17 protein-coding genes are annotated in these 17853 nt (G+C 45.3%); 11 read left to right on the top strand and 6 right to left on the bottom strand.

The genetic code is table 11. From position 1 onward, the window contains the following. Positions 1 to 52 precede the first annotated feature (52 nt). Together mtnB and QUB33_RS18375 are read left to right on the top strand one after the other, a co-directional pair. The gene (mtnB, locus tag QUB33_RS18380) at positions 53 to 673 is read left to right on the top strand and encodes a methylthioribulose 1-phosphate dehydratase (protein WP_333352241.1); all 621 of its coding nucleotides are present in this window, start codon (positions 53 to 55) and stop codon (positions 671 to 673) included. Positions 674 to 830: 157 nt separating this feature from the next. Continuing rightward, positions 831 to 1865: a patatin-like phospholipase family protein gene (locus tag QUB33_RS18375; protein ID WP_333352236.1), complete on the top strand. Its 1035-nt coding sequence runs from the start codon at positions 831 to 833 to the stop codon at positions 1863 to 1865. Between the two features lie 229 nt (positions 1866 to 2094). On the opposite strand, the gene QUB33_RS18370 is transcribed toward QUB33_RS18375, so the two are convergent. Continuing rightward, positions 2095 to 3618, bottom strand: a complete 1524-nt coding sequence (locus QUB33_RS18370; protein ID WP_333352234.1) for an SGNH/GDSL hydrolase family protein — start codon at positions 3616 to 3618, stop codon at positions 2095 to 2097. A gap of 206 nt (positions 3619 to 3824) precedes the next feature. Here QUB33_RS18370 and QUB33_RS18365 point away from each other — a divergent pair, with 206 nt between their 5' ends. Both QUB33_RS18365 and QUB33_RS18360 read left to right on the top strand, forming a co-directional pair. Then, positions 3825 to 4169, top strand: a complete 345-nt coding sequence (locus QUB33_RS18365) for a hypothetical protein (RefSeq protein ID WP_006633144.1) — start codon at positions 3825 to 3827, stop codon at positions 4167 to 4169. A 157-nt stretch (positions 4170 to 4326) separates the two neighbouring features. After that, positions 4327 to 4575: a hypothetical protein gene (locus tag QUB33_RS18360; protein WP_333352231.1), complete on the top strand. Its 249-nt coding sequence runs from the start codon at positions 4327 to 4329 to the stop codon at positions 4573 to 4575. Positions 4576 to 4829: 254 nt separating this feature from the next. Here the strand turns inward: QUB33_RS18360 and QUB33_RS18355 are convergent, their stop codons facing one another. Then, positions 4830 to 5030 (bottom strand): hypothetical protein, encoded by a 201-nt coding sequence (locus tag QUB33_RS18355; protein WP_333352228.1) that lies wholly within the window; start codon positions 5028 to 5030, stop codon positions 4830 to 4832. A 264-nt stretch (positions 5031 to 5294) separates the two neighbouring features. Between QUB33_RS18355 and QUB33_RS18350 the strand changes: the two genes are divergently transcribed. Further along, positions 5295 to 5687: a hypothetical protein gene (locus QUB33_RS18350; protein WP_333352225.1), complete on the top strand. Its 393-nt coding sequence runs from the start codon at positions 5295 to 5297 to the stop codon at positions 5685 to 5687. A gap of 107 nt (positions 5688 to 5794) precedes the next feature. Here the strand turns inward: QUB33_RS18350 and QUB33_RS18345 are convergent, their stop codons facing one another. Beyond that, entirely contained in the window at positions 5795 to 7081 is a 1287-nt protein-coding gene (locus QUB33_RS18345; RefSeq protein WP_333352222.1) for a glycoside hydrolase family protein, read from the bottom strand. A gap of 287 nt (positions 7082 to 7368) precedes the next feature. Then, positions 7369 to 8028, bottom strand: coding sequence for an NAD(P)H-binding protein (locus QUB33_RS18340; RefSeq protein WP_333352219.1), 660 nt, complete (start codon positions 8026 to 8028; stop codon positions 7369 to 7371). A 121-nt stretch (positions 8029 to 8149) separates the two neighbouring features. Between QUB33_RS18340 and QUB33_RS18335 the strand changes: the two genes are divergently transcribed. The 3 genes from QUB33_RS18335 to QUB33_RS18325 all read left to right on the top strand — a co-directional run bounded on the left by QUB33_RS18335 (position 8150) and on the right by QUB33_RS18325 (position 13628). Continuing rightward, the gene (locus QUB33_RS18335; RefSeq protein ID WP_333352216.1) at positions 8150 to 8863 is read left to right on the top strand and encodes a DUF1997 domain-containing protein; all 714 of its coding nucleotides are present in this window, start codon (positions 8150 to 8152) and stop codon (positions 8861 to 8863) included. A gap of 867 nt (positions 8864 to 9730) precedes the next feature. Next, positions 9731 to 11944 carry an ATP-binding protein gene (locus QUB33_RS18330; protein ID WP_333352212.1) on the top strand — a complete coding sequence of 738 codons (2214 nt, stop codon included), beginning with the start codon at positions 9731 to 9733 and terminating at the stop codon, positions 11942 to 11944. A gap of 226 nt (positions 11945 to 12170) precedes the next feature. Then, the gene (locus QUB33_RS18325) at positions 12171 to 13628 is read left to right on the top strand and encodes a response regulator (protein WP_333352209.1); all 1458 of its coding nucleotides are present in this window, start codon (positions 12171 to 12173) and stop codon (positions 13626 to 13628) included. Positions 13629 to 13773: 145 nt separating this feature from the next. Here the strand turns inward: QUB33_RS18325 and hisG are convergent, their stop codons facing one another. Further along, positions 13774 to 14418 carry an ATP phosphoribosyltransferase gene (hisG, locus tag QUB33_RS18320; protein WP_333352207.1) on the bottom strand — a complete coding sequence of 215 codons (645 nt, stop codon included), beginning with the start codon at positions 14416 to 14418 and terminating at the stop codon, positions 13774 to 13776. A 168-nt stretch (positions 14419 to 14586) separates the two neighbouring features. Between hisG and QUB33_RS18315 the strand changes: the two genes are divergently transcribed. The 3 genes from QUB33_RS18315 (at position 14587) to rppA (ending at position 16451) form a co-directional block, all read left to right on the top strand. Next, positions 14587 to 14883: a hypothetical protein gene (locus tag QUB33_RS18315; RefSeq protein ID WP_333352204.1), complete on the top strand. Its 297-nt coding sequence runs from the start codon at positions 14587 to 14589 to the stop codon at positions 14881 to 14883. A 178-nt stretch (positions 14884 to 15061) separates the two neighbouring features. Further along, positions 15062 to 15712 carry a glutathione S-transferase family protein gene (locus tag QUB33_RS18310; RefSeq protein ID WP_333352200.1) on the top strand — a complete coding sequence of 217 codons (651 nt, stop codon included), beginning with the start codon at positions 15062 to 15064 and terminating at the stop codon, positions 15710 to 15712. A 52-nt stretch (positions 15713 to 15764) separates the two neighbouring features. Next, positions 15765 to 16451 (top strand): two-component system response regulator RppA, encoded by a 687-nt coding sequence (gene rppA / locus QUB33_RS18305; RefSeq protein WP_333352197.1) that lies wholly within the window; start codon positions 15765 to 15767, stop codon positions 16449 to 16451. 196 nt (positions 16452 to 16647) lie between these two features. On the opposite strand, the gene QUB33_RS18300 is transcribed toward rppA, so the two are convergent. Continuing rightward, positions 16648 to 17484 (bottom strand): metallophosphoesterase, encoded by an 837-nt coding sequence (locus QUB33_RS18300; protein WP_333352194.1) that lies wholly within the window; start codon positions 17482 to 17484, stop codon positions 16648 to 16650. Positions 17485 to 17853: the final 369 nt, after the last annotated feature.

Genomic DNA, 17853 nt, shown 5'->3' with positions numbered 1-17853 from the left:
CGCAATTCCTATTAATGTAAAAAATAAATGAAAAACTGAGGAATTATAAAGAATGAGTGACGATTTGAGATCGGATTTAATTGCAGCAGCCAAACATTTTTACGATCGCGGTTGGATGGTTGGGACTGCTGGCAATCTTTCAGCCCGCTTACCAGATGGCAGTTTTTGGATTACTGCTAGCGGCCGCGCCAAAGGGCAGTTAACTGAACAAGATTTTATCAGAATGAACTCAGACGGCGCAATTGTTGAGCAACCTGTTGCCGACAGTCGCCCTTCGGCCGAAACCAGCATTCATTTAGCCGTTTACAATTGTTTTCCAAACGCTAAAGCTTGCTATCACGTCCACTCGATCGAGGCAAATTTAGTTTCTCGGCTAACAGTTGGAGATGCAGTGCCTTTACCTGCGATCGAAATGCTGAAAGGTTTGGGGGTATGGGAGGAAAACCCGCAAGTGTCGATACCCCTCTTTACAAATTATTTAGAAGTCCCTAAGATAGCCAAGGAAATTTGCGAATTCTTTGCGATTTGTGCGCCCTCTGTACCCGCTTTGTTAATTCGCGATCACGGCATCACAGTCTGGGCAGATTCGCCAGCCGCCGCTTACAATTACGTAGAAATTGTAGAATACATTTTTCGCTATACGATCGCAGCCCGCCAATTAAATTTAGATTGAAGATTTGGGATTTGAGATTGAGCGGTGCATGAATTCGGAATTATGTAGGGTGCGTCCTAAGTAACTTACCCCTATTACCGCTATGATGAGCCTCTCAAACCACTTTTTGTATCCCGGACTGTAGGAAACAAGCAAACATTCAGCAGAGGCAACAGTTATGGCTCAATATACCAGAATTTTATCCATAGATGGAGGCGGAATTAGAGGGATTATTCCGGCACAAGTTTTAGTTAGTGTTGAGTCAAAGCTGCAACAGAAAAGTGGCAAGCCAGATGCGAGAATAGCTGACTATTTTGATTTAATCGCGGGCACGAGTGCGGGAGGCATTTTAACTTGCATCTATTTGTGTCCCGATGCCGAAAATCCCACCAGACCTCGGTGGTCGGCCGAAGATGCTGTTAATTTTTCGATTGAGAGCGGTCGCGACGTTTTTAAGAGTTCATTATGGCAAAAACTCAGATCTATAGACGGTTTGATAGATGAGAAATATCCAGGCGAGCGCTTAGAACAATTCTTTTTGGAAAACTTTAGAGATTGCCAACTCAGCGAACTGCTGAAACCTTGTTTAATTTCCAGTTACGACATCGAAAGGAGAAAAGCTCACTTTTTCGATCAAATAGATGCTAAACAAGATCCAGCAGAAGACTATTTGATTAGAGATATCGCCAGAGCGACATCTGCAGCTCCCACTTACTTTGAACTTCCCAAAATCCGCTCTTTGACCAACGAACCCTACGCTTTAATTGATGGGGGAGTTTTCGCAAACAATCCCGCACTTTGTGCCTATGCAGAAGTTAGAAATAAATTCAGAATTCCCGACGATCGGCCTGACAAAGGCCCGACAGCAAAAGATATGGTAATTTTATCGCTGGGGACAGGAGAAGCTGAGAAAAAATTTTACTATGAAGAAGCGAAAAATTGGGGTCAAGTTGAGTGGGTTGAGCCTTTGATTAATATCATGATGACGGGAGTTGCTGAAACGGTAAATTATCAGCTAATCCAAATTTATGATGCGATTGAAAGACCCAATCAATATTTGAGAATTAATCCAGATTTGAGCCACGAAGACCCGCTGCCGATTGATGATGCCTCGGAAGAGAAGATATCGGCACTGCTGAGAATTGGCAAGGATCAAGCCGAAAAGAATAATGAACAGTTGGATAACTTTATCGACTTATTACTTGCGGAGTAGTCCTAGGATTTTAGATTTTAGATTTTAGATTTGGAAATGAGTGATGATGACCACAGGATCAATCAGTGCCAATCTAAAATCTAAAAAGGTATACCGCAGCAACCGTAGGGCAGACCGACTGAAAATATATGCTGACAAATCGTGCAATAATTGCTGTAGGATGGCCGAAAATCTATATGTGGCAGTGCTTCCCCCTGTTTGCAATAAATCCCGAGTCCTCAGTCATGGGTTAAGAAATACCAAGAAAAGCGCGATCGACATTTGATCTCTCCGGTTTAAAACTCTCAACTTGAGATTTTAGATTGGAGAAAGGAGGGCGATACACTCGAATTGCCTCAATAGGAACTTTCCCATCTGTTTCGGGGACGATTTCGAGGGTGTGTTTGGAGTTGCTCAAATTCTGAGCCAATGTTGTAGAATACTCGCGGCTTGAATCTGCAATTTGTGGAGGAACGTATGAATCCACAAACATTGGTCGCACCTGCCAGGAAACCTCAAAGCCTTTAGGCGTCGGTTTTTTAGAGTATTCATAAGAATTTTTCAGCCACCAGTTTCTCGGTTCAATCACGACGCGGCCCGAGTTTGAGACAAACAATTTGTCGTTTGTACCGCTGCCGTCGTAACCTGTTTTAGAACCTACAACGTCAAATTTAAACTTGCTGGCGTCGCTGTTAATCTCAGTAATTACGGCTTTCCAATCTTCGACGATTAGCGGTTTTTGGCTGGATACTTGGAGAATAGCGGGCCAAGGAACGCCAAGGCTAGCGCTAGGTCTGGTGATGCTGTAAAGTTCAGGAAATTCTGAGGGTTTTTTGCCGTCGATCGCAATTCTAGCAGACATTGCCTTGCCGTTGAAGGTTTTATCGGCGATCGCATCTATTCTATTCCCTTCAAATTCTAAAACCAACTTGCCATCTTGCCACTTAACATCCCTGCCAACTGTATAGGTTTTCACTAAATCCTGCGGCGGTTGAAAAGAATTTGGCTTGTATCGCAGGTGCAGTTTTATGAGAGCAGCTAGGAGAAAATTTCCCCAATCATTGAGGTGAATTTCATCGCTCAATAGCTGTTTTGGCTGCAAGCGATTATCTTTCAAATACCGCATCCAAGGTTCACGAATTTCGGCGATTTCGCAGCCGTATTTATCGGCCAACTCAGGCAGCCATTTAGTAGAATGAGTGTTGTGCACTTCGTATCTGCTGACTGAATTTGGATCGTCGCTGTTGCCTGTCGGCATCCAGTCGATGTGGTCTGAATGCAAGAGTATTTCGCTAGCAGTGCGGCTGCGGACATTGGCAATTATGGCTTCGTAATCTTCACCGCCTCCGTAGACGTGAAAAATTAGCAAGTCTGGATAAAAAGGATACAAATCGTGTTCGCTGGGACGGATTAAAATTGGGGCCGCAAATCCTCCGATTGCCCGATTTTCCACAATCAAATCTGCATTGGGAAATCGCTGTCTCAAATCCTTCACTACATCTTTCCACCAATCTTGTGCTGTGATGGATTGACCGTAGAATAGGATACGCACTTGGCGACGGTCTGTTGGAGTGCTAGCTGCAAGTAGCCCCATCGTCCTTTGAATCCTCGCTCCAAAAGTAGCATTATTTTCAATAGGAGCGGGTGGGGGGAATGGCGTATCGAGCGCTATTTTTTTGATGAGCGGAACTAACAGAAAGCTCAGACACAAAAAAAGCAGCCACAAGTAGCGATAAATCTTGGATTTTCTGCTATTTCTTTGGTGTTTTGCCATTGTGTTATTTTTCCCTGTCCGTTTCACTTCGCTCAAGGCGACTGTGGGATGAATGCTACGCCTCTAATCAGTAGCTGTAGCGTGCTTGTGGGCGTACCTCACGAGTAGCTGTAGTGTAGGCTGTATGGAATATATTACCAAATTGAGCGCCACAAAAAGTGATATAATGCCAGCTAATTAATTGCAGGAGATCGATCGCACGTCAAATGGATTACAAAACAGCCCGCAGTTTTCTGATCGACCAAGGAACCGCCCTGGAAACCAAGAAAAATCCCGACGCCTTCCTGATGCGTCTCAAACAAGGTCAGCCCCCCGTACCCGGACAGGTGACATCAATTCTATTAGCTTTAAAAATATTGTTTGAAGGGCTGCAAGAATCTCCAATGCTCGATCGACAATTGATTTCGGCACTGCATTTACTCTCAGTAGAAGGTTTGCAGCAATTTGAAGCTGGACTCGGCAGAGGAGTTTCTTGGCCACCGCTGCTGAAGGAAGACTTAAATCGAATTGCGATCGCAGTCAAGAATATCTTTTCCGGCGTCTGGCAATAATTAGCTCGGCAACCACCGCTCCCCATACCCACCGCCAGCATACTCAACTATTTATCAATTTTTTGTAAAATTTTCTGTTAAATTTGCTACCTTTACCCTCGAAGTGTGGCATCTTAATATAAGAATCGGTTCTAACAAGCAATTGGAGAAACTACTCATGAACGCAGAAGAAAAAGCTAGACAACTAATTGCACGAGAAAGGCAGCATAGCGAACACTTGCAAGACTCTATGCTCAACCGTTCCTCCCACGAGCTAGAAACACATAGCGAAGGAATTGCTGAAGAAAAAGCCAGAGAATTAATGGCTCAAGAAAGGCAGCACAACGAACACCTGCACGACTCTATGTTAAGCCGTTCTTCCCAAGAGGTAGAGGCATCGATCGCACCCGATGACACTCACAAATAAATTTTGTTAACACAAGACTTACGCACACACACCAATAAACCGGGTTTTTATACCATTTTTCAAACCATAATAAAGGGCTGTAAAAATGTTCTTGTGTAAACAACCTGGTTTCTGCGTCCCGGAAGAGTTCAGTACCGCAAAACTCAACTCAAATCGAGGATAATTTTAGGTGGAATCAAAACAGCCCCTGCTCGGTTGGCAGCCGCTATCACAAACATCCACGCGCCATATATAGCAATAGAAAAGGCCAAGTTCTACTGCTCGCGAAAGCTTTCGAGGGATGCCAAAAGAGCTGGCAGTCCCGCTAGCGCGGCCGACACCAGAGCCTCATCTTTGTAAACTCGCGATCGGAGAATATTGGTACTGTTAGACGCAGAGGTGAAAGAGCCTCGCCGTTGGGAATTTTCGGTTTCAACCCGCCCTAAATTTTTTGTTTCTCGCGTCACGCCCAACATAGCTGTATCCTCGCAGTATAGTCAATTAACCCTAAATATTCGCCCATAAAATTTCTCAGGGCTTGCTGTATATTTCTATTATTAGTCAGATAGGTAACAGAGCTGAAACCATGAAATAATTATTCACGATAGGCAGGGATAAACTTAAACTTCATCACAACTTTTATTAATTTGTTACACGGCGGGTTTGTTTAAGCCGATCGCCCACAGCGACTCAGCCACCAGGCAGCAAAATCACCGATTTCACAAGAGGAACGCGGATCAATGATGCTAACTCTTAGTCCAGCCATAGTTATAAGTCAAATCCGACCGACTGTCGAAAGCTTGCGCGACGGAGACTACCGCTACCGAGACTCCTTTGTGCTCGATCGACCTTTCAGAGAAATCCAATTTCGCAAACAAGACAGATACATCACCGGCAGCGATTCAGACAAACGCACTGGCAAAAGTTACTGCTTCCGGGGAATTCCCCAGCAAAACAACATTATTAACATTACGGTAGCGAGCGAAATTTCCCCAAAAACAGCACAGAAAACCGAGTGGAAATTAGCACCGGGAAACCCCATTAATTTCGACAAGTTTTATCCGCTGCAAGCTGGATCGGGATTAGAATTATACAAATGTTTGACAGCATTTTTGCCAAACTTGAAGGATTAGTTACTCCTTACTTGTTAGTGGTTATTTTTTAATTGCTTGGGCTTGTTAATAACAATAACATTGGTCAACCGTCAACAGTCAACCGTCAACAGCCAACTTTTAACTCCCTAAGAACCAGCATTTTCCAATTCTTCCCGCAGCATTTCCCGGTAGACTTTCGGCAAACGAGAACTCATAGAATTGTTCTCAATTCCATATCCCAAACTCGTCCAAGTTCCGGAAAGCATCCGCAATACCTCAGTTAATCTTTCCTGCCGCAACATTTCAGGAATATCAGCTTTCCAAAACTTGCGATCGCTCAACCAAGCATAAACCACAGCATCCTGATCTTCGGGTTCAAAACTGTAATCTTCCCAGAATAAAAAATTAGCAGGACGCGCCTGATAGCGCTTCGCCTTCTCCTTCCAAGTCGAAGTCAGAAATTGATACCTGCCCGCTGCCGTAGTACACTTGCCTCGATTCGGGCCCTTAACAATCTTCACGCACCAGTCAGGGTGACGGCTCAAATCTAATATATATTTGCCACCGTAAACAACGTGATAAGGGCGAGAAACATTCGACTCGCTAGCAGAAATAGTTCGCATCAGGGCTCGAATGTAAGGATCGCCGGTTTTCATAGCCAGCGGCGGGAATTTTCCCCGCCCGCTTACCGACTGCGATAACTGCTGATTTCCCCGCAAACTGTCAACCAAAAAAACACCGCCGCCAATCACAGCGCCGATTAAAAGTATAAATCCGAGAATTTGAATCTCCGATCGCCTCAGCAAACCTCTTTTTCGACGGCCAAATTTCTCAACTTCCAGCAAAGTCATTTCCATTTCCGAAATTTCGGCTAATTTGCGAGCCACCCGCATCCGGCGTACCCGAAAATCGTATTGATATAGCGGGGCCGCTACCAGCGTTAGACTCGATAAAACCCCCGCCAATTTAATCAGCCAGAAATCTAATTCACCGGCTACGGCAACATTTGTCAGAGTAGATATTCCTGTTAGTAACTGGGCTGGATCGATCGATCGCGCTGGCCAATAAAAAATCGCAAGTTGCACCAACAGCGACAGATTAAATGCAAAAAAACTCACTACAACAGCATTCAAGCCTTCTCGCAAGTGCGATCGAATACCTGTGTGCCTGCGCTGGAACTTGCGCGCAACGCGAAAGCGCCCCGGCAGCATAATTAGTAAGGGATTTAAGATTTTGACTGCGAACAAATGAAAAACAAAAAACACAGGCAACTGAATCAGCCAAGCCGCCAGCAGTAGAGTCAGAAAGCCGATATCGTCGCTGACAAAAGGAATGCCCCTGCGAAGGACAAAACTAAAACTCTGAGCGAGAGCAAATGCCCTTAACCACGAAATCGGATAGGGGAACCAAGCTGGCCACTTAAGAGTTTTCATGCTGGGAAAACGAAATTTTAAGGTCGAATCGTAAAACTATTAAGATTTTGCCAGATTTGGCGATCGGAAAATTGTTGTAGGGTGCGTCAGCCCAAATCTTTGACCCACATCACATCTTGCACCATTCTCGATAAGCCTTTTTTGGGCGGGCAGGATGCCCACCCCACAAGAAAAAGCACTTTTTGTGGAACAGGCATCTTGCCTGTTCTTGACAATGGTGCAACATCTCAGATCCAAATCAAAGTGTTTTTGGTCTGACGCACCGAACCCAAGGGAGGCTAATTCAATCAAATCACACTGGCAAACAACTCCTCAAAACTCTTTTGCGGAGCCTCCGACTTCGCCACAATTTCCACAACCTTGTTGCGAGAAGTCGGCTGAAACAGCGCCTCCACGCACACTTGGGCTACCTTAGTGCGGGGAATGCTGCTCTCAAACATTTTGTCGGCACCAGTCATGACGATCGCATCTGAATTATCCTCATTTTTGAGACCGCCCGGACGGACGATCGTATAAGTTAGGCCGCTTTTTTGCAAATACTCCTCGGCTTGCTTCTTCCAAACCAGAATCAGCCAGAACAAATTTAGCGGGTGAAAAAACTGAGAGACGCACAGAGAAGTCACAAGCACAAAATGCTCAATGCCCTTAGCCTTAGCTGCATCCACCAAATTTTTAGTACCCTCAAAATCCACCTTGTAAGGCGCTGTCGGGTCAAAACCAGGGGCGGCTCCTGTCGCGCACAGCAATACCGTACTATCGCCGATGGCATCGCCCAGGGAAGTCGCATTTAATACATCCCCAGTCACTAACTCAGCCTCCGGTGGTAAAATTTGTCTAGCTGTGTCTAGATTTCGGACTAAGGCGCGCACGGGAATACCTCGCTTGACCAATTCTGTGACGATGCGGCGGCCAGTCTGACCTGTGGCTCCTGCTACAAATGCTTTCATAAGTCGAGTTATGCTGAACTAGGGTAAGTTTTGTTACTATCAATTTCTCAATTGTAGGGAGGAAACTTCCTTAACACATCCCCAACCAGATTGATTGGCGTGTATAACAGGAGAGCATAATATGAAGCACGATTCCGCTGAATATCAAACTGTTGAAGCTTCTGACGAAAATTACTACCCAGATGCGAGTTTCCGACAGCCCGAAAGTGGAAGCGCGGATGCAGGAGAGGAAGTTGAGCCGATTTGGTTTCACACGCATTTTGAAGACAGCATGGAGATGTACGCGGATGCGGAGACGGTGGGGAACCATTTGAACAACCACAAGACTTGGTTTTGCCACTGCGCTTCGCCGATGAAGGCCGAGCCGCTCGGAGAAAACGGCTATGATTTATTAATCGGGCGTTTTGGGGCTTTCGGCTACCGCGTTGAAGCGAGAATTGGTTTAGAGTTGCTGCCGCCTGACGCTGAAGGCTGCTATTTGATTAAGACTATTCCGGTTCCGGATTATACCTCGCCTGGGTATGAAGTGGATTTTCGATCGGCAATGAAGCTAGTGGAGATACCGTCTCAGGAGTTTGCCGCCGATTGGCCGAGCTCGGAACGTGCTAAGCTGCCGCCTGCGATTACCATTACTAGCTGGAAGCTGGATTTGGCTGTGGGGGTTTGCTTTCCCAAGTTTATTCGATCGATGTCTCAACCTTTAATAGAAAAAACCGGCGATGCGCTTTTGGAAAAAATCATCAAACAAGTTAACCGGCGCTTGACTTATAAAACTCAGGTTGTTTTTCACGAAAGTTTGGGCATTCCTTTTCCGAAAAATCCTAAGAAACATTAACAATACTTACGCTCTAACCTGTACTGCACTTAAATTGTATGTTAAGTGCGGGATCTCCTGCCCGCTCCACAAGAGTAAAAATTTATTTTACTCTGCAATTTAAACGCGGATTAGCTTAACTCACATTTGTAGGGTGTGCGCTGTGCACACCTTACTCATAAGTGCGATCGTAATAACTCCTACCCTTGTAGATTTTAGAGTTCGGCGCGAGCGCTCAGTCGCACAATTTTAGATTAAATTATTGGGAATAACTGATTGTGTCTGGATTGGGTTCACGAGCCTACAGTTGCTTTTTTGAAACTGATATCACTGTCTCAGGGTGGTTAGGGCGCGCCTTATGCCTATGTTTTTGAATCCAACACTTGCTCGATCAGTTAATCCAAATAACTAAGTTATTGCTAATAAAATTTAAGGGTAAGGTCATGATTGCATTTGACATATAGCAATCCTTGCAAAAGTCGTAATTTTTTTATTCCCCCCCAACCCTCCCCGAACCTGCTTAGAGGGAGTAAGACATTCACAAATGATGCGAGGATTGCTATATGGTGATTCCTTATCGCCGGAATTAGTTTTTATTATGGGTCAATTTAGCACAGGGTTGGACACAATACTTTCAAGTCTGATGCCATCAAGTTCGACAACATTGTTATTAAAAAATTCGGCTTCTGTCATAAGGATTTCCCTCTTTATTGCCTGATGATTAAACAATAGCCGGCGCAGTTCAAAGGTGGCTCCGACCGCCCTCGGAAACCAGCAAGTGTCTCAGATCACAAGGCCGATCGATCCCCCTCACTGCCCAAAAACCTAAAATTATGTCACATTAAGTAAGGGATTATAAAATAATTCTTGCCATATCCCTAGAAAGTTATGACAACGAAACTAAGAGCTACACCCACAGAGAAAATGGAGAGAGACTTGCACCAGTTGAGGGCAGACCAAGAACTGATTCTCAACCAAGTAGACAATGCGATCGCTCTGTTCGACTCGTCTGACTGCTTAGTTTTGTTTAACAAAAAATTGGCCCGAATGTGGGAACTGTCCCCAGAATGGCTGGAAACAAAGCCGAAGTGTCACTTGGTGTTTGCGGAAATTGTCGAGCGGGGTTACTTGTCTGTTCAACAGTGGCAAGAGTTTCAGCAAGCACTCGAAAAATCTCAGCATGAAAGTTTATCATTTTATTTCGAGCAATCCAATGCGGTTTGTTTAGAGGTGTGCGCCACGATTACCAACAGCGGCGGACGGCTTTTGACCTTTAGAGACGTTACAGTATATCAAAACTCCCAAGCTAGTTTGAACGCAGAAGTCAGGCGGCTGAGCTTTCTTTTAGGTTTAACCGAACGCCTGCAAAAGTCTGACAGTTTGCAAGAAATAGGTCAGTTTGCCCTCACCTATCTAGTAGAGGCAATGAATGCTGCTTTCGGAGATGTCAAGGTGATTAGCGGCAAGGGAAACGATCGACAAGCGGCGGCGATTTCCAACCAAATTTCTAGTCAATTTTTGGCTACTTACGGGGAACCAGTTGTCGCAGCAATGCAAGAATTGCTCGACCAAGGCATTCCCTACGGCATGGGTTTGCTGTGGGAAGTGGTGAAAACTGGTAAACCTGTGTTCGTAGAGGATTATGCCCACCATCCCAATGCCGTGCCGAAATTTCGGCATCCGGGAATTGGACAACTGGGCATTTTTCCGATCGCAGCTACCGACGGTACAATTATCGGAGTGCTGACGCTGGAGTCCCGCAATGTCAAAAAACTGCAAACCGCCGTCCACCAAGAAGTGCTGGAGGCTGCTTGCCGGACTCTGGGGGCGGCGATCGAGCGGGCTAAGACACAAGAAAACCTGCGCCAAGTTAACGAAGAATTAGAGTATTCTTCTCAGTTGAAATCCGAGTTTTTAGCCTCAATGTCCCACGAATTGCGGACGCCTCTCAACAGCATTCTCGGATTTTCTGACTTGCTGCTGCGACAAACAGCCGGACAGTTGAGCGATCGACAAATCAACTATGTCGAACTGATCGAAAAAAGCGGCCAGCACTTGTTGCAGCTAATCAACGATATTCTCGATCTTTCTAAAATTGAAGCCGGGAAAGTAGAACTAAACTTACAGCCTGTTCGCGTTCAAGAACTCGCGACAGACTGTCTGAAAATGATGCAGCCACGGGCCGACAAAAAGCGAATCGGTTTGTCTTTAGAACTCGACAACCGTATTACTAAAGTTTGGCTCGACGAACGGCGAGTGCGACAAATTGTGATTAATTTACTTTCCAATGCCATCAAATTTACCCCCGAACAGGGACAAGTTAAACTCAGCGGGCGTCTAGCCTACGGCAGCGAAATAGACGGCGACTACCGGCCGGATTGTTCTCCTGTAAATGCCAGCACTCCTTATTTTTGTTTTGAGGTGCAAGACTCCGGCATCGGTATTCCTCAAGACCGCTGGCACTTGCTATTTCGACCTTTTCAACAGGTGGATTCTTCCCTGACTCGGCGGCACGAAGGTACAGGTTTGGGTTTGGCTTTGACTAAGCGTCTGGCAGAATTGCACGGGGGAACTGTTTCTTTTCAATCTGTTTGCGATCGGGGAAGTCTTTTCCGCGTTTGGCTGCCTTTGACGGAGATGCGTCAACAGTTGGGAAGCTTTGCTTCTTGTGCTTTGGATAGCAAGTTAGTGCCGGGTTCTGCGATTGCTTTACCCATTGGCAGGAAGCGGATTTTGGTTGTCGAAGACCAGCCTTTTAACCAATTGTTAATTTCTGAGGTGATGGAATTAGAGGGGTACGGGGTAGAGATACTCGCGGATGGGAAGGTGATGGCCGATCGTATTCTCGCCGCCTCTGCGGCCCCGGAGTTGCTGCCGGATTTGATTTTGATGGACATTCAGTTGCCCGATGTTGACGGCTTTGAGTTGATGCGCCGAGTTAAAGCAGATCCTGTCTGGGACTCGGTACCGATGATTGCGGTGACGGCGATGGCGATGCCCGGTGACAGCGATCGATGTTTGGAAGCTGGCGCTTCTGCTTATTTGAGCAAGCCACTGGATTTGAATTTGATGATCGCTACTGTCCGTTCTTTTCTGGGCTAACAATAATTATTTGCAGTTCCAGCACTGCCATTTATGATAATTGATAACAACAAAGGTTAAACTCAAGAGTAGATAAATATGTATATGACTTGCCCGCACTTGCCTGCGAAAGCTGGTTCCTACGAAAAATATCGAGTTTAGTAACGAGAAATATACGAATCAACCAGTTTTCGAGCTTCCCCACGCGCAAATCCCGAGCTAAATTCAATATATTATATCATATTCGATGTCAAACAAGTCGCCCTGCATCATGTTGGTTGATGACGAGCCAGCTAATCTGACTTTACTGGAAGAGTTATTGCACCTGAAAGGATACGCTACAGTATCAGCCCTATCTGGCCATGAAGCGCTCTCGCTTGCCCGCGCCTCTCGACCCGATTTAATTTTACTAGATATTATGATGCCGGAGATGGACGGTTTTGATGTGTGCGAGATCCTGCGGAAGGATACCGCATTGCAAACTGTACCGGTGATTTTTTTAACTGCCCTCGATGACGATATGTCTCGCATCAAAGGGTTAGAAATGATGGCCGATGATTATTTGACAAAGCCTTTTAACAGTCGTTTGTTGCTGGCGAAAGTGGAAAATATTTTGCAGTTGAGTCAAATGCGATCGCAAGCTGTATCTTCCCAACTCAACCAGCAAGTCAAAGAGCAAAGCAAACGCCAAATCGCCGCAGCTTGGGAAGCCAACGAATATCTTTCAGAAAAATTTCAGCTATTTGTGCCAGAGCAACTTCTCGGACGAATTGCGCCGCAAGGAATAGAATCTATTCAGTTGGGCAATGTCACAGAAGAAGAGCTGACTGTTTTATTTTGCGACATTCGCGGGTTTACTGCGATCGCGGAATCTCAACAAGCTCGCGAGACTTTTGAATGGTTGAACGCTTTTTTTACTAAAATGAACGAGTGCATAACGTCTCACGGCGGGTTTATTGACAAATACCTAGGCGATGCAATCATGGCAGTATTTGACAAGCCGAATTCTCACGCTATGGATGCGATCGAAGCGGCAGTAGCAATGCAAGAAACTTTGCAAAAATTTAATGCTAGTCGCCACCAATACAATTTAGAATCTCCCGTCAATATTGGTACGGGAATTAACACAGGTATCGGCATGATCGGCACTTTAGGTTCCGATCGCCGCATGGACTCGACAGTCATCGGCGATGTGGTAAATACAGCTTCTAGGTTAGAAAATTTAACTAAAACATACGGTTGCCAAATTATTGTTAGCGAAAATGCGATCGTTCATGCAAGAGAATTTCTACATGGCATAAGTTCCAACTCAAAATCAAAAGAAAGTCTATTATTAAAGTGCGACTTGGAAGTGGAAACACAGGAGAGTATTATTTCTACTTCTGGGGCGACTCCTGGTGACAGCCATTTGCCCAGCAACAATTATTACTATCGCTGGATCGATCGAGTAACTCCGCGCGGCAAGCAGCAAGCTATTGAAATCTACGAAATCTGGGCAGCCTCCTGTCCCGACTCTGAGGCAAAGCAGCTTACCCAGGGTTTATTTGACAAAGGAATTCAAGGATGGCAATCTGAAAGGTTTGTCGCCGCGTTGAGGTATTTTCAGCAACTAATCGAACAAAACCCTGCGGATACAGTTGTCCGTTTTTATATAAATCGCTGCCAGGAAAAACTAGGTTTTCTACCGGGAAATAGCACTTCATAAAGATTTAACTTTTAGGGCGAGCTACAAGCCCACCCTACAAGAGTTTAGACTTATTGCAAAAGTCTTCAACTATCCTGCGTTGCGTCTGTGGTTTCCCTATCAATGAAAGATTTATCCAATAAGTCTACTCTAATTGGAGTTAGCATCAAACAGTCGTCAAAACTTGCTCTCTCAACTTCCCGATCAACTCATTCACACCTCCGGTATTCAAACGGTAACTCAAAGGATGAGCGATTAAATAAGCCGAACTTTCAAACAAAACATCAATTTCCACCAAACCATTTTCCCGCAAAGTTTTGCCAGTCGAAACCAAATCCACAATTGCCTCCGACATACCCGTAATCGGCCCCAATTCCACAGAACCGTAAAGCGGCACAATTTCCACCGGCAAATTCAAATTGTGAAAATATTCCCTTGCACAGTGTACGAACTTAGAAGCAACTCTACCGTGAGGAGGCAAATCCACAGTTCGTCGGTAAGAACTAGATTCCTTCACCGCCACCGACAGCCGACACTTGCCAAATTTTAAATCAATTAAATTGGCAACTTTCGGCTTTTTTTCCCGCAAAACATCATAGCCAGCAATCCCCAAATCTGCTTGACCGTATTCCACATAAACCGGCACGTCGTGCGTCCTTACTAGCAAAGCTTTGGCCGTACCGGTAGGGTCATATATTTGAAGTTGTCGGTTAGAGGAATCGAGAAAAGCACTAAAGTCTAATCCAACCGATTTAAACAGGCGAATGCTATCTCCTAACAATCCGCCTTTGGGAAGTGCAACAGTAATCATGTCAATTTTTAGAGTGTAAATTGCTCAATTTGGGAAGGGGGCGATCGCGGTCTAAGCAGAAACAGCTTTTACCAAACTCAGAATAACACATAGAGTTCATAGCGAAAAATAAATTTTGGCTATTGCTCGATCCTTTGTTTGGGTATATATTATATTGAGTAAGTTTTTATGTCGTCACGTTTTTCAATGGCGGTCAGTATGGAAAACAATCAAGAGTTTGAGAGTCAACAAGTTGACAGAAAATTTCACAATGTAGACCCAGCTTCCCTAAAAAAAATTACAGTAGATGAAATCCTCTCAGGCGGTGGTGTAGAGGCCGAGGAAATGCACTATACAGTGACCGTACCTACCGCTAACGATGCCAAAATCCACAGAGGCAGATCATTGGATGCCAAATCAAGTGTGTTCGATACGGCCCCCCGCTCGAAGTTTGCAGAAAAACGCGGAACGCTGGGAGGCTGTTAATCTAAAATGCTTGCAGAGGCTAGTGCAGAAAACGGGCCGATCGCGCGTTAGGGTTAGCGAAGCGATCCGAAGGAAAGCCCTCGAAGAGGCTCGTCATTCATTCAGTCTCATGCCTTTGTGTATTCAACTCTAAAACTTAAAATTTAACTGGCGATTGCAAATAGTTGAAAGCTAAACTATGACCGAATTGACACTTGTTATTGGTAATAAAAATTATTCGTCTTGGTCGCTGCGTGCTTGGCTGGCGATGAAACAAGCTGGACTGGAATTTGCCGAGGTGAGAATCCCCTTAGACTGGCCTACAACGCATGAAGAAATTCGGCGCTATTCTCCCTCGGGAAAAGTGCCAGTTTTAATCGACGGCGATCTGAAAGTGTGGGAATCATTAGCAATTTGCGAATACGTTGCCGATCGCTTTGCCAATGATTTGTGGCCGGCGGATGTAGCGGAACGGGCGATCGCCCGTTCGATTGCCGCCGAAATGCACGCGGGGTTCCAAAATTTGCGCGACAATATGCCGATGGACTGCCGCAACCGCTATCCGGGAGAAGGGATGACTGCCGGTGTAGAAGCAGAGATCGATCGCATCTTTGCCATTTGGCGCGAATGCCGCCAAAAATTCGGAACAGGCGGCGATATGCTGTTCGGGAAATTCACAATTGTTGACGCTATGTTTGCCCCCGTTGTTATGCGTTTTGTTACCTACGGAGTCAAATTAGATTCATCAGCAAAAGCTTATGCGGAGGCTATTTTAGCCTTACCTGCCATCCAGGAATGGGTAGCAGCAGCTTGCAGCGAAACGGAAAGTATTCCACACATTAAAATCTAGGAAAAATCAGTTTACTTAACCTAAAATCTCAAATCTCAAGTTTGAAATCAGGATGCGGATTCTTTTAGTTGATGATGAAGTTGAGTTAACTGACCCTTTGAGTCGAGTCTTAACCCGCGAAGGTTATACAGTTGATGTGGCATTTGACGGAGCAAGCGGCAGCAATTTAGCAATGCAGGGCACTTACGATTTACTAATTTTGGATTGGATGCTGCCGAGACAAACCGGACTGGCAATTTGCCAGAAGTTGCGATCGCAAGGAAGGAGTACGCCCGTGCTATTTCTCACCGCCAAAGATACCGTAGACGATCGCGTACAAGGACTCGACGCCGGTGCAGACGACTATTTGGTCAAACCTTTTGAACTGCGAGAACTGCTAGCCAGAGTCCGCGCCTTACTGCGGCGGCCTCCTACTATTGACGCCGAGGTTGCTGTCGGGCGGCTGCAAGTTGCAGATTTACAGCTAGACTACGACAATCAATTAGCTTATCGGCGCGATCGCACAATTGACTTATCTGAAAAAGAATGCCAGTTATTAGAATACTTAATGCGCCATACCGGTCAATTGCTAACACACGAACAAATCCACCAGTATTTGTGGAGTGAAGCAGAAAAACCCAGCAGCAATGTATTAGCCGCTCAAATCCGCCTGCTGCGCCGCAAAATAGAAGCCCCGGGCGAATCGGTGCTAATTCACACAGTCTACGGGAGAGGCTATCGCTTTGGAGAAGCAAATTAAAAATAATAGCAATTGTACAAAAATCCCTCTTCCCTCTTCCTGATATCCATTACATCCGTTACATCCTGTACAGTGCTCGTTGCCGAACTTCCCTCTTCCTGACATCCGTTACATCCGTTACATCCTGTACAGTGCTCGTTGCCGAACTTCCCTCTTCCTGTCTATTATCGGGAAAGTGTGCACCCTAAACCCGCCCTTATCTATGTTGACAAACCAAAGTAATTACTGTCACCTCCGGGGGACAAAATAGCCTTCCCGGCGAATAAGTTCCCAAACCCCGATTCACGTACAGCAAATTACTCCCCACCTGATGCAAACCGCTAGCCCATTCCCAGTGAGTAACTACTCGATCGCAAGCCGACAGCAAAGGAATGAACTTTCGGATTCGTTTAGGGATCATATAGCCAATTTTTCTGACCCAAGCGTACAAAGGCCCGATACCGGGAATAACGATTTGACCGCCGTGAGTGTGTCCAGACAACTGCAAATCAATCCGCCAATTTTGCAGCTTTTCAGCAGTATCGGGATTGTGAGACAAGACAATCCGAGGAATCGCGGGATTTATGGATGCCATTACAGGTTTAGGCGCAAAATCGCCCGACCAAAAATCTGCCAACCCAACTAAAGCCAATTCTGATCCCAAAGGATAGATTGCTTCGTTGTACAAAACCCGAATCCCGACGCTATTTAAAGCATTAGTAACCTCTGTTTTTGCCCTCGGCCAATAGTGGTCGTGATTGCCCAAAACCGCGTAAATTCCCAGCCGACTTTGCAAGTTTTTCAATCGCTGCACTAAGGTGTAAATAGGCGCGGGATCGTAGGTAATAAAGTCACCGGTTAAAAAAATCAGGTCGGGTTCGGCTTCATTGGCCGCAGCAATCGCCTCTTCTAGCAACCCTTCCGATAGCCGCACCCCGTCATAGTGAAAGTCAGTAAGCTGTACAATTTTAGTACCGGATAGATTTGCTGGAAGATTGGCGATCGGTATTGTTAAATACTCTATTCGCAGTTTCCCAGTTAATAACCTGTGCATAAATCTAAAGTTTATTGAGGACAGAGCGCCACCTTTAGCTTAGCAAATAAACAAGCAAGACTGCCAAACTAGATCTTCTTCTCTTTTCCTTCTGTCATCTAAGTAATGACTACTAATTGCTTACTAATGACTACAGTCCTGGACGCAAAAACCGGGATTAATCAAGAAAATTGCAACAGAAATTCCCAATCTTCATTTAGGCTTTCTTTCAAAATAGTTGGGGTATTACGCGCCCAACTATAGCAATCCTAAATGATTTTCTATATCGAGAGCAATCCTAAATGATTTTCTGTGTGTAAGTATATTGACGTATTTTGGGGAAATCAAATTTATGTTCGTTAGTAAAAAACTCAAATAAAAATTTGACAA

Source organism: Microcoleus sp. B3-A4 (assembly GCF_036705385.1).
Classification (GTDB): Bacteria; Cyanobacteriota; Cyanobacteriia; order Cyanobacteriales; family Microcoleaceae; genus Microcoleus.
Note: the sequence above shows the minus strand (reverse complement) of the source record. Positions and strands in the feature narration are given on the sequence as shown.